Raw genomic sequence first — 18598 nt, forward strand, 5'->3', positions numbered from 1 at the left:
ACATTCTACTTAGTAAATTCATATCTTTATTATCCTTGAGCTGCTCTATGCAGCTCATTTTACCTTCGAATACTAACTCTTGGATTTTGTTGTTCAGGCTTTGTGTTGAGTTTTTCTGTAGTTGAAATATCGTTTGCGGTCTTTGTAGCCTTTAATTCATTATTTGGACTTATTTCTGATTTTCTTATATCATTAACTATATTAGGTTGTTCGATCTTAATGTCAGCTAATTGCTCTGGTTTTTTATCGTACTGATAATATTTAGCGTTTTTATGAAATCTGTCTCCTACATCAGTTACTATAGACTTAAACCAACCACAAATTTTACTTAAAATAGTTGGATTTTCTTTATTTAAATCTTCATTAGTTTTTAAGTTTATGCTTGCTGATTTATCATTTGGTCTGCTAAGCTGATTTATTAAGCTGTTAATGCTTCTAGTTGCTTCCTTATTGCAATATAGCTGTAATTTCTCTATATGCCTTGTCATAGCTACGTATGAGCTGCTTATATTACTTACTCCATTATGTAAAACGTATACATCTTTTATAGAAGCTCCCTGGGCCTTATAAACAGTACTTGCATAACCATGTTTAAATTGTATTTTGCTTGGGTCAAAACTCACATCTTGTCCTGCATCTGTCTTAGCTACAAATTCATTTTTATTAACCGAAGTTAAAGTTGCAAATTCACTATTTTGTATTTGTAAATCCTTATCGCTTTTTTGAAATACAATTCGATCTCCAGCCATGTAGGACTCTTTCCTTCCAGCTATTGAACGCCTATATTCTGTGCCTTGTAGCGTGCCATTAGCTTTTAACAAAGATCTAATACTTGAATTAAGAATGTCTACCTCTTTATTACGTACTGTAATTACCAATTTTTCATGTAGCTTAAACTTGCTTAGACTCCAGTTGTATCTTAACTTACTCATTGAGTCCTGCAACGTATTATCAAACTTAATACATTTATTTTGTCTCAGTAATGTTATACCGCTTAAAATATTACTCTCAGCAAACTTTGTTGCTGCTTCTCTGCTCCAGTTTTCACTTTGTCTTCGAATATTCACTAAAACATGTGAACTGAAAATATTACTCAGCATCTCAAACATTCCGCCTCTTTCTATTGAAGCTAACTGCTTTTCATCTCCAGCAAGTATCAGTTGACAATTATTGTTTCTAACTACTCTAAACAGCTCTGCATATTCTCTAGTAGCAACCATTCCAGCTTCATCTACTACTATTAACCTATTTTGCATAAAAATTTTTTTTTTCGATTATACAAAAATCCTTTTACTGTATAGACTTCCTTATAACCTTTGCTCCTCAGCTCTGATACCGCTTTATGAGTAGGAGCAAGTCCAATAACATTTTGTCCACGATTTGTTGCAATTTTATATGCTTTTGCTAAAACAGTGGATTTACCTGTTCCAGCTCTTCCTCTTAGTACTCTAACTCCACTAGTGCTAAGCAAAATATGCCTTAGAGCTTGTTTCTGTTCTTCACTAACATTTGCTAGACCTTCTATATCACTTTTAAGATTGTAAATATCGTTGTAATAAACTTGATTATTGATTTTATTAGCTATTCTTATTATTCTTACTTCCTCGTCTCTAACATCAGTTGTAGTAAAATATTTGCTACTTTCACCATCATCATGATATAACTCTAGTATTCTATTTGAACTGAACACTTGCTGAACTAACATTCCCCTTTCTGTTAGGTCTGGTATATCTTTTACTGCTTTTTCAATATCCTGCTTAGTAAAAATAGATTTGTAATGTGTTATAGCATCCGTTATTACATCAACATCCTTAATAATTTTTAAATTAGCCTCTTTACGTAACTCATTTTCATTTGCAACTTCATTAATTAAACCCCTAATTCTAGTAGGGCCAATATGCTCTTGCGGTACTGCACTTATCTTATCAACTCTATTTGTTAAGCCTAATTTAGCAAAATATGCATTAATTATTTCCTTCACTTTTTCATGAATCATCTCGGAATCTCGAATAACAAACTTTTTGCCATTAACTGTTCTGCATTTGGGGTTTAAATTTACTGCTTTATCTCCTAAACCAGTTCCATCTTCTCTAAATCTTCTTGTAGTAACCAATATATGCGCATGCCAGTTTTTATCTCCTCTATGAGGCTTATGAATGTCTATCTGTACTCCAAGACCATTTTGCACCCATTCCCCCATTGCATCAACTATTTGATGAGTTATTTCTATTCTATGCTCTAAATTCAATTCCTTATCGTCTGGCAGTGCTATTACGATATCCTTCAATAGCTGACTGTTTCTTCGTTTTTCTGTTTGTTCAACCTCATTCATTAATTGTTTGGACATTCTTGAATTTTTGATTTACATAAGCTGGTATCAGCACTGTATGATATACGTTATCTTTTTTACAAGAGAAGTTATAACTTACATTTGTCTTCTCGTTTTTAACAATAGTTCTTGCATTATACGCTGCCTTACGACAACTATCTCCTCCTTTGATTCTACTTAAAAATTCAATCCTTGCAAACTGTATTGCCATTTCAACTCCAATCCTCACCTGAGTTTCAGGTTAGCATGAGTTTTTTGATTTTGCCAGTACAAACTGCTTTTTTTAACACTCAATCGGCTAATTGGCACCCATTTTTTAGCAGTAAACTTTCAAGTTTACATATTGCGTATAAGCTTATTCTTTAATGAAGCTTCTAACCTGAATTCACGTTTTTTTGACTATAATTATTTGATGTTGGTTTGGCAGGTGCGGTTTTTTTCTTTACTGGAATTTTATTTTGATATATTCTTGCCTGATTTTTTTATCTTTCTGAATTACTAACATGGCAAATCTTATGCAGCAAAAAATTACTCTCCAACAAAAAAAGCTAAGCTAATCATGGATGAGGTTAACCTCAAAATCAAAGAACGTAAAATGCGTACTCGACGTCTTATCGAAATGGGTGGACTAGTCGCTAAGGCTAAGCTTGATCACTTACAGACAAACACTTTATTTGGTGCAATTGTTTCACTAAAAGAAACTTTAACACAACATCCAAATGTTCAGAATCATTGGACTACAATCGGTAAAAATATTTTTGATAAGGAACAGCAAAATAAAGCTGCTGTGATTTTAAAATTTTCCTCTGAACCAGATGAAAACACTAAGCGCTACATTCGCCTTCATGGCTTAAAATGGAATAGCTTTCGTCAAGAATGGTGCAGCAATGTTAAGGACATTGAGGCCTTAAAGAATGGCCTTCTTAATGTTCAGTATAAACTTGAGCTTGTGTATTAGTTTTTTAATACTTATACAACAAACACAGCTTGATAATTCAGCTAATGTAATTTATAAACCAGGAGTGTAATGCAATTTTAAATATATATGGTGGTTATGCGAATCAGTGATACTAGTGATTCTATTCAAATCTTACCTAACAGCAATAATTTAGCTGAGCTAACAAAATTAGTTTACAATTGTATATTTAACCATGGAGGTTATAATATTTTGTTCTTGCTTGGATGGAATAACAGCACATATCGATGCATTCAAGATAAAATTGTGCAGCTTCGTAATACTGAAACAGAAACAATTAGGGTTATACGTAGTACTCAAGATGATCTTCCTATATCCTTAGAATACTTTTGTGAAGACCAAAGCAAACAAAATGTATTATATACACAAGTAAGTTTTACTTTTAATACACTAAGATTAATAGTAGAGAAGTATTATTATGTATCTCTACGGTTCAAACCTTACAAATCTAGCCTAGCTATTGTATACAATAGTCACAGTGAAAATTTACAGAAACAATTAGATGATTTTTTTACTCAACAATGCATGAATCACAATGAAAGTAGCAAATGCATCCATCACAGTGAAAGTAGCATTAGTGTTTTAGATATTGATCAATTTAGAGATTTTGTAGGTGATATATTATTAATTGATGATCCAGAACGATAGTATATGTATTTCAAGCAGCAATGCTCCATTTTGCAAATATATAATGCTATGTATGCTAGTTAGAAAAAGTTTGCATTCTAACTAGCATAAAGCTCACAGTATTTATTTAGCTCTATTGCAATCTCTGGTAGTTTAAGGTATTGAGCAAGAGGTATAAATTCTTGCTGAGTTTCAATGACGATTTTTTGTCTTTTTTCATAAGGTTTTATTGATACAGTCTGAATATTATGGAATCGATCGAAAAGCTTAATTAATAATAGTTCTATTTTATTTTGCCTATAAAATGTTTGAATCATTTCTCCAGAACTGATTTTTTGATTATCCTTAATTCTGGTGAGGTCTGAAACCTGTTCTGCAATATTATTACCAAATTCTTGACTTATTATTTCTTTGGTTAGTGTTGTGTCTTCGAGTGTATCATGTAGTATTGCTGTAATAATCGTATCAGTTTCAAAGCTGTAGTCTGCAACCATATAAGCTACTTCTAATTGATGTGTGTAGTATAGTTCTCCAGTATCTCGCTTTTGCTGACCATGATATTTTTGGGCATAAAATATAGCTTTTTCAACTTTATCAAGATCAATTTTAGTGTTAAATCTTACGTTGATTCTAAACAGCTTATTTAGTAAGCTCTCGCTATAAAAGTCTATCATTTTCCATCTCCAAATAATCTTTAATAAATTATACCATAATTTAAACTTTTTATATACTCCAATCTCAGATAAAAACTGCAAAAGAAGCAAATAAATTGTGAATTTTTAAGTCATTAAAATGTGTTATTTTTGATTAAAAAAGTTGTACTGGAATATTGCAAGTAATGGTTGTAAACTTGTCTTTTTCACTCTCTATTTCCATTTCTCCATTAAGTTGATTAATAAGGTAATTTACAAACCATAATCCTGATTCAAGCATTAGCGGACAGTCTCTTACCAAGTCAAAATCAGCTAATTTAGCTTTTATATTCCCTAATTTTTCTTTTGAAATACCGCTTCCTTTATCGTGTATTCTAAATTGTAGTATGTTATCGCTTTTTATATAATTTTTTACAGTAAACAAATGAACTGTAATTATAACCTTGTAGCTGTGATTAAATCTAATGACTCCTCCTATTAATTGACTTAATATAGCTTGTAAGTGATCACTATTTCCAATCACAATATCCTTCATTTTGTACTGAAAATTGTAATTGATTTTTATATCTTTCTCTTTTGCAATGTCTTCTAGTCTCCTGACAGCATCCTTTACTAACTTTTGTATGCTAAATTTTTTTAAACATAAATTTTCATTCTCAATTTCGCTTCTAAGCGTGTAAACTACATCATTACAGTACTCTTGGAGATTTACTGCTCGATTTAATATTGTTTTCAGCTTATCTTTATTTTTTGAATCACTTAACATGATCTCGCTTGCTAGCCTTACAATTTCACTAGTTGCAATATTAAATCTATATTTGATATTCTGTATCAGATTCACACAATATTCTTTCAATGATTCAGCTACCTCGACCTGATACTTAGCTTTTCTTAACTTTGTTATTATCTCTATATATTCATCGATATTCTCCCTTTCTCCATTTACCAACGTAATTAGCATTGAAGGGATTTGTACTATCCATTGGTTACTTATTTTTTTTTCATAACATTCGCCAAAAGAAGAGTTAAAACTAGTTATTGGAACTTCAAATGCAAAAGTTATGTAATTATTTTCCTCTTTTGCTCTTAGCCTTCCTTTTAGCTGATGTATAAGATGTTTAATAAATGCTAATCCTTCTCCTAGTTCTTGATATGTTACCAAATTCAAATTCTCTAGTTCGGAATTTATTCTTTCTAATTTTTCTTTAGAAGGGCTTAGTACTATATTTTGTACTGTAAATTGTAATATTTCTGAATACTGATTGATGTTAATAGTAATCTTGCTATGCTTACTACTATTTATAATAGCACTACCAATTAACTGGCTTATTACTGCTTTTATTCGAAAACTATCTCCAATCAGAACTGTCTTTATATCATTTTGAACATTTAGATTTATATTCTCATTTTCAAAATTTTTCCTCATTCTGATAACAGTATTATTTATTAGTGATTCTATGTTAAATGTTTCAATCCTTATATTTGTTGATGCTATGTATTGTCTAAATAAAAAAATTATTCCATTCAGAGAAGCTATTATATTTATCTTTTTTTTATCATAGTTATTTACGATTCGCCTAAAATATTGTATCCAATCTATGAGTTTTATGCTTACTTGCCCAGATTTTTCCAGCTGACAGTATAGTTTTTGCAATTCTGCATCTACCTGTTTTATTGTTGTGCTATTAATTCCTTCTGTAGATAATTTTTCGGTTAATTTATTGATTTTATTTTGACCTTCGTCTTCAATAGGCATAGAATTCTCCTGCTATTTAAGTTGTTAAATTGCTTCCTAGAGATTAAAAAGAAAATTTTGCGGTTTAAGTTTTAATCTCTATCAGAATATTATCTAAATCTTAAATCTCAGATAATATCAGGTATACAGTATCATTTCGATTTTTATCAGTACATGACTTTTTGTTATATTTATGAAATTTTTTTTCATTTTTTTTTAAAATAGATGCGAAATTATCGCATTGTTATTTACATCTAAAAAAACAAAATATCTTTCAAAATGAGATATACAATTGATCCTGAGTTATAAAAAAAGACTTTGAATAATTTAGTATATTAACTGAAAAAGTTCTGAACTTATCTTATTGCTCTTAATTTAAACATCAGGTTCGAGCACGTCTTTAAAACGACCCATAATATCCAAAATATAAAAATCAAGCGCTGTATTAACTAAGTCAAAATCTTTTTTCTCTATCGAATTAAGATCTTCTTTTATTTCAAGTTGTCCTTGAGCCAATAGTAGTTGTTTGATAATTACTTTTCTTTGTTAATGCAATGATAATACTTTAGTGTGCGGTATAGTAGTTTTTGTTCAAGATCAATTATATTCTTAAAATGTTCTGGTGTAATAAATTCCTGAAAGGGTTTGATCCCTTTATTTATTAGCATATCGCTAGAACATTTTTTGATTGGTATTTCAAGTGCTATGGAATGCATTCGTATAATTTTATACATACAAAAATCAAGAAAGTTTTGACCTTTTTGATTCCAAATAAAATCATTTTTATTTATTAATTTTTGAATATATTTTTGTTTTTTGCTTGTTAAGTTGTAATTCGGATTCGTTAAATAACCAGTTAAACACTTTTTTTGCTGATCTATTTTTAAATTAGATTTTATCTTTATAAGATGAGTTATTAGAAGTTGTATTAAATTTTTTTGTTCTGTATGACTGTGCAAGTCATTAAAAAAAGTAAACCATTTTTCCTGTGAAACTGAAAAAATTTGTGTTACTTTATTTTGTTTGTATAGGTTAAACATTCGATAGAACAAGTGTTTTGCTGTGCTTAAGACTTGTATATGCATACTTTACCCTTTAAAATCCCGCATAATATTTAACAATTATATATTTATTATTAATCTTGAGTTATAAATTGAGATAGCCTAAAATAATTAGGCCATTAATAACCATAGCATTACTTTTGCTATTTGAAGTAGTAATTAAAGTGTAGCTAGAGATTCATTTGTACCTTTAATAGCAGATTCTGAAGTTTTAATGAAATAACCTCTAGCTAAATATTATCTAAATCTTGAATCTCAGATAATATCAGGTATACAGTATCATTTTGATTTTTATCAGTACATGACTTTTTGTCATAATTATGAAAAATTTTTTCATCTTTTTTAAAGTAGATGCGAAATTATCACATTGTATCTCTAGCTTCAAAAACATCATTCAAAAAAGATTTATAAAAAAAGCTCTGCAGCAGTTATTATTACTAGCTTTAAGGCTTATTTTCTACTATAATTCATAGTAGAGATTTAATTAATCAAAAATTCTTGTGTCAATAGCAATTTCTAATGAACCAAAGCCTTTTCTTCACTGGGTTGGAGGCAAAAGGAGAATTGTTGCTAAACTAATAAAGCATCTTCCTTCAGGGCCATACTATAATTACTATGAACCATTCCTTGGAGGTGGGGCTTTATTTTTTCAAGTTAGGCATCTGTTTAAACAATGTTTTTTGTCTGATATTAATCTCAACTTAATTACTAGTTATAACGCTGTAAAAAAGAATCCAAATGAGGTTAATAGATTACTAAATCTATATCACAAAAACCATTCTGAAAATTATTACTATAAAATAAGGGACAATTATTATAGTAATGATCCTAACGATATTACTGCAAAATTTATATATCTTAATAAATATTCCTTTAGGGGAATTTATAGGCTAAACAGAGACGGCACATCCGCTCAAACATTTTCTGATAAGTAATATCTTAAGCTTCATATTTGCTCTAGAATAAACAAATGTAGTAAACTTTTAACCGATGTATCAATTTGCGCAATGGATTTTTCATTTATAGGGCCTCAACAAAATGACTTTGTTTATTTCGATCCTCCTTACCACCAATCAGGAGAAAGGTTCTACACTAGAGTCCCATTTGATGAAAAAGAGCAAATCAGACTACGAGATTTTGTTTATGAACTCAACAATAAAGGTGTTAAAATTATGCTTTCAAATAATAACACTACCTTTATTAAAGCTTTATACAAAGACCTCTTCATCACTCATATTGGAGTTACATACTCAATTAATGAACAACGCAATCTCGTTAATGGGCTAATAATTACCAACTATAAAACTTATTAGTTATTAAATGTGAACCCGCCATCCAAAACGTATATGAATAGGAAGTGGTCTATAGTTAGCCATTGTGCTACATTCAATGTCTAAATATGTATCTCTTGATAAGTTTATTGTTGTACCAACTCCTACATCTATACCAGTACCACTATCACCATTGAAAACTGATACTAGGCCACCTGTAACAAAAATTGATGCTTTGTTACCTTCAATTATATTGTAATAATAATTTCCTTGAACAAAGTTATCTCTACAGTTGTGATGCCCAATAAATCCTAATCTTATATCCATTCTGTGCCGATCTAATCTATAACCAATTCCAGCTTCTAATGTATCGTAGTTAGTAGCAATACCAGTTGAAAATTTTATATAGAATTGTGAAGTATCAATACTAACTTTAGAAGTATTGAAGTTTACATTATTATTCGCTGTACATATTGATGGTGAAGATAATACAACGAATGCTAATATAACAGCATAACACGGTTGTAAAAGTGATTTTAAAATACTCATATCAGTATCTATCTAATTTAATATTTTTATAAAGTTAATGTTAATTATACTTTTTGTCAATTCTATTTCCTAGAATTAATCTATTGTATCTGTTTCAAAGCTGTGGTCTGATACCATGTGAGCTACTTTCAATGGATGTGTATAGTATAGTTCTCCAGTATCTCTCTTTTGCTGGCCATGATATTTTTTAGCGTAAAGTATTGCTCTTTCAACTTTATCAAGATCAATTTTGGTGTTAAATCTTACGTTGGTTCTGAGCAGCTTATTTATTAAGCTCTCACTATAAAAATCTATCATTTTCCATCTCTAAATGGTTATTAATAAATTATACCATAATTCAAACTTTTTGTATACTCCAATCCCAGATAAAAACTGGAAAAGAAGCAAATTAAATTATAAAATTTTTGATTCAGTTATCACGAACTAACCTTAAGTTGTATATCTCTGGTGTTAATGAGTAAAATTTTGCTGTAATTTTTTTTTTTGGACCAGCATTTTTTCATTTATGCATAATCTAGTGTTTATTAACCTTGCTGAGAGTTTTTAACAATATTGCCAAATTTAGAATACTGATTAGTATAGTGTAACTTCACTGTACCAACTGGCCCATTACGGTGTTTAGCAACAATTATTTCAGCAGTATTATGACATCTATCTTGTTTAGCAATCCATTCCGTATATTCTGGCGTTCCAGGAGCTGGCTCTGATCTAGATAAGTAATATTCGTCACGATATATAAGCATTACAATATCGGCATCCTGTTCAATGGAGCCTGATTCTCTTAGATCTGATAGCAACGGCTTTTTATCAGGCCTTTGTTCAACAGCTCTAGATAATTGTGATAATGCAATTATTGGAATATTAAGTTCTTTTGCAAGTGCTTTTAGGCTTTGAGTAATTTCAGAAATTTCATTTACTCTATTATATTGACTTCTATTTGAATCAATCTTAATTAACTGCAAATAATCAATAAATAATATTGCTAAATTATGAGTGCGTTTAAGTCTACGAGCTCGTGATCTAATTGCTGATATTGAGATTGCAGGAGCATCATCTATAAAAAAATTCCACTTTTGTATTTCATTTTGTACAGTCTTTAACTTATCAACATCTTGTTCACCTATTTTACCGTTAAATAATGCAGAGCTATTAATTTCAGATTCTATAGAAAGAATTCGAGTAGAGATTTGCTGAGATGACATTTCTAAAGAAAAGAAGCCAACTGATGGTACATTATCTTTAGTATTTTTTTGAGTAAGAAAATATTTACAAGCATTTATTGCTAAGTTAACTCCTAAAGCAGTTTTACCCATTGAGGGCCTGCCAGCTAATATTATTAGGTCAGAATTTTTAAATCCTCCAAGCTTTGAATCAAGGTCAGGTAGTCCACTACTAATACCGTTAATAGAGTTTTTATTTTTAATAGCAGATGAAATTGATGTCCATGATTCTTCAATTGAAGTTTATAATTTTATAAATCCTTGACTTAAAGTTCCTCTTGAAGCTAGATCATATAATTGAGATTCAGCAGTTTCGATCTTACTGATAGCTGTATCTGCTAAAGTAGAAGAATATGCATTCGTTGCTATTTTTTCTGCAATTTCAATTAAATAACGCCGCAGTGCGAGATCATATACTATTTTGCCGTATTCATTAACATTAACTATACTTAATGCTAAAGTTGTAAGTTTAGCTAGATAATCTACTCCACCTATTTCCTCAAATGCGAGTTCATTGCCTAGCATATTTTTGAGCGAAATTACAGTAGCACTAATTCCTTTACTAATAATGAGATTAATTGACTTATATATTTTACCATGTAATGGTTCATAAAAATGTTCCGGCAGTAAAAATTCGTTAATGTTATATAGCGCACGATTGTTAATCAGAATTGCCCCAAGTATCATTTGCTCTGCTTAAATATTATTTGGAGCAATCTTTGCAAGATCTTTTTCCATATCACTCTTTAAATTTTATTAAAATTATTCGAACTTAACTAACTCAAAAGAAAACCCTTGAGCTTTAAAAGCGTACTCAAAATCTTTCAGATAATTCCCTCTGATGTAACTATCTTCAAATTCTGTTTTTGCTTTAATGAATATTTTTTTATTAACATTATCTTCATTTGCAACTTTCAATGGACTAAACCATGATTTATCGATAGCTTGACCATAACTTTTAATCAAAGATTCTCGTACTTTGTACCAAATTGAGTTGGAGTCTAGTTGTTTACTGAGATTCAAGAGATACTCTTCTTCATTGATTTGTTTCTGTGAAACAGTTTTGAGTTGCTCAAATGGTGTAACTTGCAATTCTTGAATTTCGTATCCATATACATCTTGTACAGCTTGTAATATCTTTGATTCATCACATTCTGTTAGTGTGATATTTTTAAGCAACTTAACAAAAAACCTAGTTCGAACTGCTGGCCCAAAACTACAAGAAGTCAAAATTTTATAAGCCATATCTGGTTCAAAAGAACCAGCAATTTTATGCTTCAACTGGCTTTCCTTACTAAGATTTGTGCTTGTTTCAATTTGAGAAAGATATTTTTCCTTATTAAATTTTTCTACGTTATCAAACTTAAAGTTGCCACTATTTGCCTGATCAGTATTTCGTAATTCATTCGCTAACGCTTTTGCCATATAGTTTAGAACTGATGCCTTACAGCCAAAATGATAATTCGAATATTGATCTGCTAGCTTTAATAGTAATTTGTTGATAAAGTATATGTTAAAAGCTCTATCAGACTTGTGTTGCAGTGTAACTGCATCTTCTGGGGTTAGTGGGTAAAATTCTTCTAGCTTGTACCTTTTGAACCATTCTTTTTTACCATTCGAAGACTTGAGAATCTTTGTTATTAGTGATTCAATGTCTTTATTACAATTTTTAGTTGAAGTCCGTATATCATTTTCAAAATCATCAACATTTTGAAAATTTTGTTCTTCATTTTCGTTTTTATTATTCTCTACTAACTCACCTTCAGTAGATCTAGATATTTTAGATTTTTTTATATATCTATATATGTCCCTGAAAAAAGTTTCAGGTTCACCTGAAATTTCTTTCAGGTTGGAGCGAAATTTTTTTTCTGGTAAGGCTATATTTTCTTCTTTTCCTTTTTTACTATAGTGCTGAAAATTTTTCAGAATTTTTATGCAAGGGACATTACGTAACTTAACATTGTCTTTAATTATTGTCCTATTTTCAACTTCAATAAAACCTGCATCTCTTAATTCTACTAAGCATTGCCTAACTCTTCTTTGACAAACATTAAGCTTATCCTCATAAAGCTGATAACTTTCCTGTAATTCCTCTATATCTTTGTTGTAATAGATATGTAGTCTAAATACTATGAATGATAAAAGCTGTTTAGATGTTTTACTTAATGCTTTTCCATTATCTCCACTTAGCTTTCTCCATTCTGGTGGAATGATATTTCCAATAAAGTTATAAAATATTGTAGCATTATTGCTACTATTATTTTTAATAATATTACAACTATTAGTTAAAAGATCGAATACTACAGGTCGCATTTTTCATCTCCAAAAATACAGCTATAGTAGGTGTTTTAGAAAATAATTTTTTTACAAATTACACTCAAATTTTTATGCAAAAGGTAGAAAATAGGTAGAAAAAATTTTTATGCCAAACCTATATAAATCTTCATACTGATACTATCTGCCTTAGAAAGCCAATTTTGCTTATAGGTAATGTTCCTTGTAAACTTCTAAAAAATTTTCAGCGTTTTACTGAAAAAGAAAAAAAGAAGAAAAAATTGTCCTTCTACAACAAGGAAATTTTCACATCAATTTGCAAGAATTTGCAGGTGAACCTGCAAAAAATTGCAGCTACATATATAGATATAATAAAATAATAATAGATCTAGATCTACTGAAGTTAAGTTAGTAGAGAATGATCAAAATAAAAATGAAGATCAGCAGCAAAATTTGAAGTTTAAATATACTGAATCTGATGATTTTATAGAAATTGAGTTAGTAGGAAATGAAAAAGAAGATCAACAGCAACAACAGAATTTGAATTTCTATGAGCTTAGTGATGTTAGTAATGACAAGCCATCAAACAATGATTATGAGCAAAACAGTAAGTTAGCAACTCCAGCTATTATCGATAATTCAGAGGTTGAAAAGAATGAATGCTGCCCCAAAAGAAAAAGACTAGCAGATTATTATCCACTAACACCAGAAGATGCAGTTATACTACAACGTATGTCTAGTAGAAGCTTCAACATATACTTCATAAATCAATTACTGTTGAAGTTATCAAATAAATATTCATTCCGTTATTTTGAAAATAAGATAGCAGTGCTAAACTATATGGCAAAAGCGTTAGCAAATGAATTGCTAACTACTGATCAGGCTAATAGTGGAAATTTTAGATTTAATGACGTAGGAAGATTTAAAGAACAGTATCTAGCAAACATTGAATCTGGTACAGATCGTAGTATGAAGGCTCAGTTGAAGCGTAAAATAGCTGGAGTCTTTGAAGCAGATACTGCTTATCAAATTTTAACATCTTGTGATTTTGGGGCAGCAGTTAAAAACAAATATTACATCAAGTTGATTAAGAATATTTTACTATCAGATCATATTAAATTCAAGATATTACAGGAGGTACGAGCTGTGCATAGCAATGATATTGAGCAGTTACAAGTTATACCATTTGATGAATCAAAACAAGTTATCAATAACACAACGGAGTATCAAAAAACAACAATTTTACAGCAACAAATGAGTGATGAAGATTACCTTTCAGAACTTAGTAAAGAGCTAAGTTCTAACTCTATATTGTTCAAAGTACGAAAATACATACTTCAACATTACGAATATGAGCAAGTTATTGATAAACTATGGTTTAGTAAGTTAGAAGTTGTAAATGAAGATAATGTTAATAAAAAGATATTCATTAAGGCTCTAACAAGCTTTGCAAATAGCTATATCAAATCAAATTTTAAACCCATTCTAGAGCGTGCTTTTGCAGCTCAAGGGTTTTCGTTTGAATTAGTTGAGTTTGTAGAAAGTTAGATTAATGATTAATAGCTGTGAAATACAAAATTCTACTCAGAAAAATTATGGTGCTTTATTTATTTTTTTGTTATATTGTAAGTTATATGATAATCCTTTAACAGATTGCGAAGGTTCAAAAAGGTGAAAATTCATGAATAATTATTTATCGTTCTATGCTTTGCTGCTAAGTAAAGCTGTACTGAAGATTATATTACAATAGTGATAGTATAATTTTGGGAGTAAAATATGTCTGAATCTAAGGCTAAATATGCTTTACATCGCGCTATTAAAGATGGTGATATTGAAAAAGTGAAGCATCTTATTAATAATGATAGTACACTTGTCAATTCAAAATATAAAGACAGTATTACAGCTTTATCTGTTGCTTTAAAATATAAGAATCTACCTATTGCTAAGATTTTGCTGAACAATGGAGCTGACATCAATGCAAAAAATAATAGTGGACACACGGCTTTACATACAGCGTTGCATATGTCTATTATTCCGAATGGTAGTAATTATAATGGTAAAAATATTGCAGATTCTGTCGGGATTTTAACACAGCATGAGACTAATAACCACAGTGTAAATGACGATATAAATGCAATTATCAAGTTTTTAGTAAAGAATGGCGCTAATACAAATGTAAAAGACAATGTTGATCAAACTCCATTACATTGTACAGCAAATTCTTTTATTAACAACCTAGATATTGTACAGCTTCTACTTGATCACGATGCTGATCCCAATATGCAGAATGTGCATGGCCTAACTCCTTTACATCTTGTTGTTGTGTGAGTAGACCTAACCAATTGCTTAATTAGGCCCCTCCTCAGAACCGGACTTGCAGAATTACCGCATCCGGCTCTCAAAAATAAGATAAGCATTATGCCTTATTTGTTGTCTAGAACATTGAGACAATCTTTCCAATTTTAGGAAAATTTACTCTTTTAAGTATCTCGGTTAGTCTTTTCCAATTCATCTTACGTTTTCCTCCCATTCTATTAAACCAGTTATATATTGCCCGTTTACTTTGGTTGATAAATGAACTTACTCGTCTTTTATTATCAGATATACCATGATAGTTGATCCATTCACCTAATAACTCTAATGACTTGTGATAATGCCTGCGTTTTGTCTTGCGTATTTAGCTGACCACGCAAATATTTTCTCAGTCCTTTCAGTTTCTCAGTAAAACGATCTCTTCTTGAGGTATATTTTAGTCTCCATGTTGTGCCAAATCTTGATTTACCACAATAGCAAGTAAATCCAAGAAAATTATAACTTGTGATCTTCTTGCCTTGTTTGGCTAAATTTGCAGCATGGTCTCTACCAGATTTTATCATTTGTGATTTAGCTTCATTGATATTTAGCCCATACTTATTTAACCTTTTAGGCAAAACATCATAAAACCTTTTCGCATCTGTTTCCTTTTCAAAGACAAATACCATATCGTCGCAGTACCTCACCATTCCTGTTTGTCCCATTAAGTTTTCTTTGCTGATTTTTGCAAACCAGCTATCTATAACATAATGCAGAAAGACATTTGCCAGAATTGGTGAAACTATTGATCCTTGACGACAACCTTCTTTGTTAGTAACTATAGTACCATTTTCTATGATTGGTGTTTCAATCAGTTTCATAACTAGTCTTAGAAATTTCTTGTCAGATATTCTCTTTCTTAGAAATTCCATCAACTCACAATGCTTGATTGTATTGAAACACTTTGTTATATCAATCTCTACTATAGCCCCTTTATTGAAGTTATACGTAAGTCTATTTAACTCCCTTAAAGCGTCGTGTGCATTTAATTTAGGTCGAAATCCATATGAATACTTTAAGAATATTTGCTCAAACACAGAGTTTAGTATCTTGCTTACTGTAGACTCGATTATCTTATCTTCAAAACATGATATTACCAAAGGTCTTTTGCCTCCATCTTCTTTTGGAATTTCTGTTATTCGTGCAGGTTTAGCCTGATATTTCCCATTGCAAATTCTAGTAAGAAGCGAGAGCAGATTTGCTTTCAACTTCTTACCATAATCCTCTTTGGTTATACCATCTATTCCTATCGCTTTCTTGCTATCGAGTTCCTTATATTGTTCTTCTAATATCTTTAAATCAATGATATGTCCAAGATTATTAAACTTTATGTCTTGATTTAGATTATTAAACTTTATGTCTTGATTTTTCGATGATAGCAACTTTATACGCTCAAGTTTCGTTAACCATGTATTTCTGTCTATGCTGTGTACAGCCATTGTTTCCCTCTTGCATTCTTACTTTTCTGCTAACCCTTTGCTCCACCCACATTACTAGGTTTCATCACTACTATGGCTAACTCAGCCATCCTTACACCATCTCCAAAGCCTTATGTTTCACCACTTGTACTTTGAATACTTACTTAATTACGTAAGAGTTATAAGGACTTCTCAAGTTGTGTCATTAATCTTTACAAACTCGCTGACGCCTGCGACCCCGGTGGTTGAAAATTTTTGGATTTTTACTAGTTTGACCTCCAATCTTCTTTTGCCTACTATGTGCTAGAACATATCGGCTTCCACTACATCTCACTTTCAGGGCTATCACGTTCACCATTTGGTTTCGGCTCGAATGTTTCACTGTCTACGCTTTACTACTGTCGTTACCTTCAGCAGCACAAGACTCGCTATATGGTGGATCTAGCTTCTCCTTCCATAACTGGACTTTCACCAGTAAGATTAATTCACCTTTTCTTGACGCACCTACCGCTAGCTGTATTAATGCATTATCTGAAAGGAGAAGAGACTGGTATATATTACATCGATTCTACAAAGTTAGCAATTTGTCATAATAAACGTACTTCCAGAAATAGAGTTTTTAACAGATTTTCTAAAATTGCTAAGAGTAGTTATGGCTGCTTCTTAGGCTTTAAGCTACTTATTGTAATCAATAATAAAGGTGAAATAATGTCAGTTAAATTTACTAAAGGCAATAAAAGCGATCTATCTATAGCTTCAGTTATTTCTGAAGGCTTATCTGGTAAATTGTTTGATGATAAAGCCTACATATCTAAAGAGTTATTTCATCAACTGCTGACCAATGGTCTACGTTTATTTACTAATCTTCGTAAAGATATGAAAACATATTTAATAGAAGATAAGCTGTTATTAAATAAACGTTCCTTAATTGAGTCTGTCTTTAATGTACTAGACTTCTTTCGAAACTATACAATGATGTAAAATGGTGTTATAAAGATCTGATTTGAAGTAATAATGAAATTAGATCAGATTAAAGAGTTAAAGGATGAAAAATTTCGTCGATTAACAGTAGTAAGGAAGGGAACATTCTCAAAGATGGTGGATATTTTGAGGAAAGCTGATGGTGTTAAGAAATCAAAAGGAGGGCGTAAAAATAAGCTCAATTTGGAGGAACAGTTATTGATGGCCTTAGAATACCTTAGAGAATACCGTACTTATTTTCATATAGGTCAGAACTATGGGATTAGTGAAAGTTCAGCATATAAAGCTGTAAAATGGGTAGAAGACACCTTAGTTAAACACCCAAACTTTGCTCTTCCAGGTCGTAAAGCTCTAATGAATAGCGATATGAATTATGAAGTAGTCTTGATTGATGCTACTGAGAGTCCAATAGAAAGACCCAAAAAAAACAAAAATTCTATTATTCAGGAAAGAAGAAAAGGCATACACTAAAGACTCAAATAGTGGTAGACAATAAAACACACCAAGTAATATGTACAGATTTTTTTAACGGTAAAAAACATGACTTTAGATTATTTAAGGAATCCAAAATTCTTATCCATCCTAAGATTAAAGCGATTACTGATACAGGATATCAAGGTATACAAAAAATTCACAATAATTCTGCATTACCAAAGAAAAAAAGCAAGAAAAATCCTTTAACTAAAAATGATAAAAAGAATAATCGTAGGTTAGCAGGAAAAAGAGTTGTCAATGAAAACGTTATTGCTATGCTAAAACGGTTCAAAATTATTGCTGACAAATATCGAAATAGACGTAAAAGATTTGGTCTTAGATTTAATTTGATCTCTGGCATTTATAATTTTGAACTACCTTAACCAGTTTCGAAAGAGGTCTATTAAATATACCTCTATCTTAATTCAATTATATTGGTAATGAAATTCTATACGATGTGATGTGATAGTTCTTATTTAAGATATAGCTAGCCAAGTGTAAAACAGTTATATTATATACTTTTCGAAAAGAGTGGTTACGTCACAGTGATATTTCAATTTTCTTGATTTAGCTTGAAACCATTTTCTTCAATAGGATTTAAACATGAGAATAAAAATGTGAATACTCTAATATATGTCCATATTCTTTATTTTTTCATTATTACCATATTACCATCAG

Annotated in this window: 14 protein-coding genes and 5 pseudogenes; 7 read left to right on the forward strand and 12 right to left on the reverse strand. The window is 30.6% G+C overall.

Annotation, left to right across the window (positions count from 1 at the left end):
- Nucleotides 1-59 precede the first annotated feature (59 nt).
- Genes OTBS_RS17385 through OTBS_RS15635 form a run of 3 tightly spaced genes read right to left on the reverse strand, consistent with a single transcriptional unit; the run spans nucleotide 60 to nucleotide 2558 of the window.
- Nucleotides 60-1256, reverse strand: a complete 1197-nt coding sequence (locus tag OTBS_RS17385) for an ATP-dependent RecD-like DNA helicase (RefSeq protein ID WP_041621063.1) — start codon at nucleotides 1254-1256, stop codon at nucleotides 60-62.
- On the reverse strand, nucleotides 1241-2347 hold the full coding sequence (locus OTBS_RS17390) for a MobA/MobL family protein (RefSeq protein WP_269763898.1): 1107 nt from the start codon (nucleotides 2345-2347) through the stop codon (nucleotides 1241-1243). The genes OTBS_RS17385 and OTBS_RS17390 overlap by 16 nt, the downstream gene beginning before the upstream one ends.
- The gene (locus OTBS_RS15635) at nucleotides 2325-2558 is read right to left on the reverse strand and encodes a hypothetical protein (RefSeq protein ID WP_162097307.1); all 234 of its coding nucleotides are present in this window, start codon (nucleotides 2556-2558) and stop codon (nucleotides 2325-2327) included. Before OTBS_RS15635 ends, OTBS_RS17390 begins: the two co-directional genes overlap by 23 nt.
- A gap of 274 nt (nucleotides 2559-2832) precedes the next feature.
- On the opposite strand from OTBS_RS15635, the pseudogene OTBS_RS00430 reads away from it, so the two are divergent.
- Together OTBS_RS00430 and OTBS_RS00435 are read left to right on the forward strand one after the other, a co-directional pair.
- Nucleotides 2833-3287, forward strand: a pseudogene (locus OTBS_RS00430) (conjugal transfer protein TraD).
- An 87-nt stretch (nucleotides 3288-3374) separates the two neighbouring features.
- Nucleotides 3375-3953, forward strand: coding sequence for a hypothetical protein (locus OTBS_RS00435; protein WP_011944262.1), 579 nt, complete (start codon nucleotides 3375-3377; stop codon nucleotides 3951-3953).
- A 77-nt stretch (nucleotides 3954-4030) separates the two neighbouring features.
- Here the strand turns inward: OTBS_RS00435 and OTBS_RS00440 are convergent, their stop codons facing one another.
- From OTBS_RS00440 to OTBS_RS00455, 4 genes are all read right to left on the reverse strand, one after another.
- Nucleotides 4031-4606, reverse strand: coding sequence for an HD domain-containing protein (locus OTBS_RS00440; RefSeq protein ID WP_011944263.1), 576 nt, complete (start codon nucleotides 4604-4606; stop codon nucleotides 4031-4033).
- A 133-nt stretch (nucleotides 4607-4739) separates the two neighbouring features.
- Nucleotides 4740-6341 (reverse strand): ATP-binding protein, encoded by a 1602-nt coding sequence (locus OTBS_RS15640; RefSeq protein WP_011944264.1) that lies wholly within the window; start codon nucleotides 6339-6341, stop codon nucleotides 4740-4742.
- A 354-nt stretch (nucleotides 6342-6695) separates the two neighbouring features.
- Nucleotides 6696-6836 carry a hypothetical protein gene (locus OTBS_RS15645; protein ID WP_231965344.1) on the reverse strand — a complete coding sequence of 47 codons (141 nt, stop codon included), beginning with the start codon at nucleotides 6834-6836 and terminating at the stop codon, nucleotides 6696-6698.
- A gap of 17 nt (nucleotides 6837-6853) precedes the next feature.
- Entirely contained in the window at nucleotides 6854-7405 is a 552-nt protein-coding gene (locus tag OTBS_RS00455; protein WP_011944265.1) for a hypothetical protein, read from the reverse strand.
- Between the two features lie 476 nt (nucleotides 7406-7881).
- Between OTBS_RS00455 and OTBS_RS00460 the strand changes: the two are divergent.
- Nucleotides 7882-8694 (forward strand): annotated as a pseudogene (locus OTBS_RS00460) (DNA adenine methylase).
- A gap of 3 nt (nucleotides 8695-8697) precedes the next feature.
- Here OTBS_RS00460 and OTBS_RS00465 read toward each other — a convergent pair.
- The 4 genes and pseudogenes from OTBS_RS00465 to OTBS_RS00480 all read right to left on the reverse strand — a co-directional run bounded on the left by OTBS_RS00465 (nucleotide 8698) and on the right by OTBS_RS00480 (nucleotide 12734).
- The gene (locus OTBS_RS00465; RefSeq protein ID WP_011944266.1) at nucleotides 8698-9201 is read right to left on the reverse strand and encodes a hypothetical protein; all 504 of its coding nucleotides are present in this window, start codon (nucleotides 9199-9201) and stop codon (nucleotides 8698-8700) included.
- A gap of 81 nt (nucleotides 9202-9282) precedes the next feature.
- Nucleotides 9283-9498 (reverse strand): annotated as a pseudogene (locus OTBS_RS10070) (bifunctional (p)ppGpp synthetase/guanosine-3',5'-bis(diphosphate) 3'-pyrophosphohydrolase); the annotation flags it as partial.
- 227 nt (nucleotides 9499-9725) lie between these two features.
- Nucleotides 9726-11108, reverse strand: a pseudogene (locus OTBS_RS00475) (replicative DNA helicase).
- 75 nt (nucleotides 11109-11183) lie between these two features.
- A complete protein-coding gene (locus OTBS_RS00480) occupies nucleotides 11184-12734 on the reverse strand; it encodes a DnaA N-terminal domain-containing protein (protein WP_011944267.1) in 1551 nt (516 codons plus the stop codon).
- A gap of 414 nt (nucleotides 12735-13148) precedes the next feature.
- On the opposite strand from OTBS_RS00480, the gene OTBS_RS00485 reads away from it, so the two are divergent.
- Nucleotides 13149-14243, forward strand: coding sequence for a hypothetical protein (locus OTBS_RS00485; protein ID WP_232488824.1), 1095 nt, complete (start codon nucleotides 13149-13151; stop codon nucleotides 14241-14243).
- Nucleotides 14244-14471: 228 nt separating this feature from the next.
- Nucleotides 14472-15023, forward strand: coding sequence for an ankyrin repeat domain-containing protein (locus OTBS_RS10895; RefSeq protein WP_011944268.1), 552 nt, complete (start codon nucleotides 14472-14474; stop codon nucleotides 15021-15023).
- 296 nt (nucleotides 15024-15319) lie between these two features.
- Here OTBS_RS10895 and OTBS_RS00495 read toward each other — a convergent pair whose 3' ends face one another.
- A complete protein-coding gene (locus OTBS_RS00495) occupies nucleotides 15320-16486 on the reverse strand; it encodes a reverse transcriptase domain-containing protein (protein ID WP_080571781.1) in 1167 nt (388 codons plus the stop codon).
- Nucleotides 16487-16897: 411 nt separating this feature from the next.
- Here OTBS_RS00495 and OTBS_RS00500 point away from each other — a divergent pair.
- Both OTBS_RS00500 and OTBS_RS10905 read left to right on the forward strand, forming a co-directional pair.
- Nucleotides 16898-17416, forward strand: a pseudogene (locus tag OTBS_RS00500) (transposase); the annotation flags it as partial.
- A 63-nt stretch (nucleotides 17417-17479) separates the two neighbouring features.
- Nucleotides 17480-18303, forward strand: a protein-coding gene (locus OTBS_RS10905; protein WP_157866285.1) for an IS5 family transposase whose coding sequence is annotated in 2 segments (ribosomal slippage) — nucleotides 17480-17867 and nucleotides 17867-18303 — 825 coding nt in all. Because the reading frame shifts where the segments join, the coding sequence is not laid out codon by codon here.
- Nucleotides 18304-18598: the final 295 nt, after the last annotated feature.

Source organism: Orientia tsutsugamushi str. Boryong (assembly GCF_000063545.1).
Lineage (GTDB): Bacteria > Pseudomonadota > Alphaproteobacteria > Rickettsiales > Rickettsiaceae > Orientia > Orientia tsutsugamushi_C.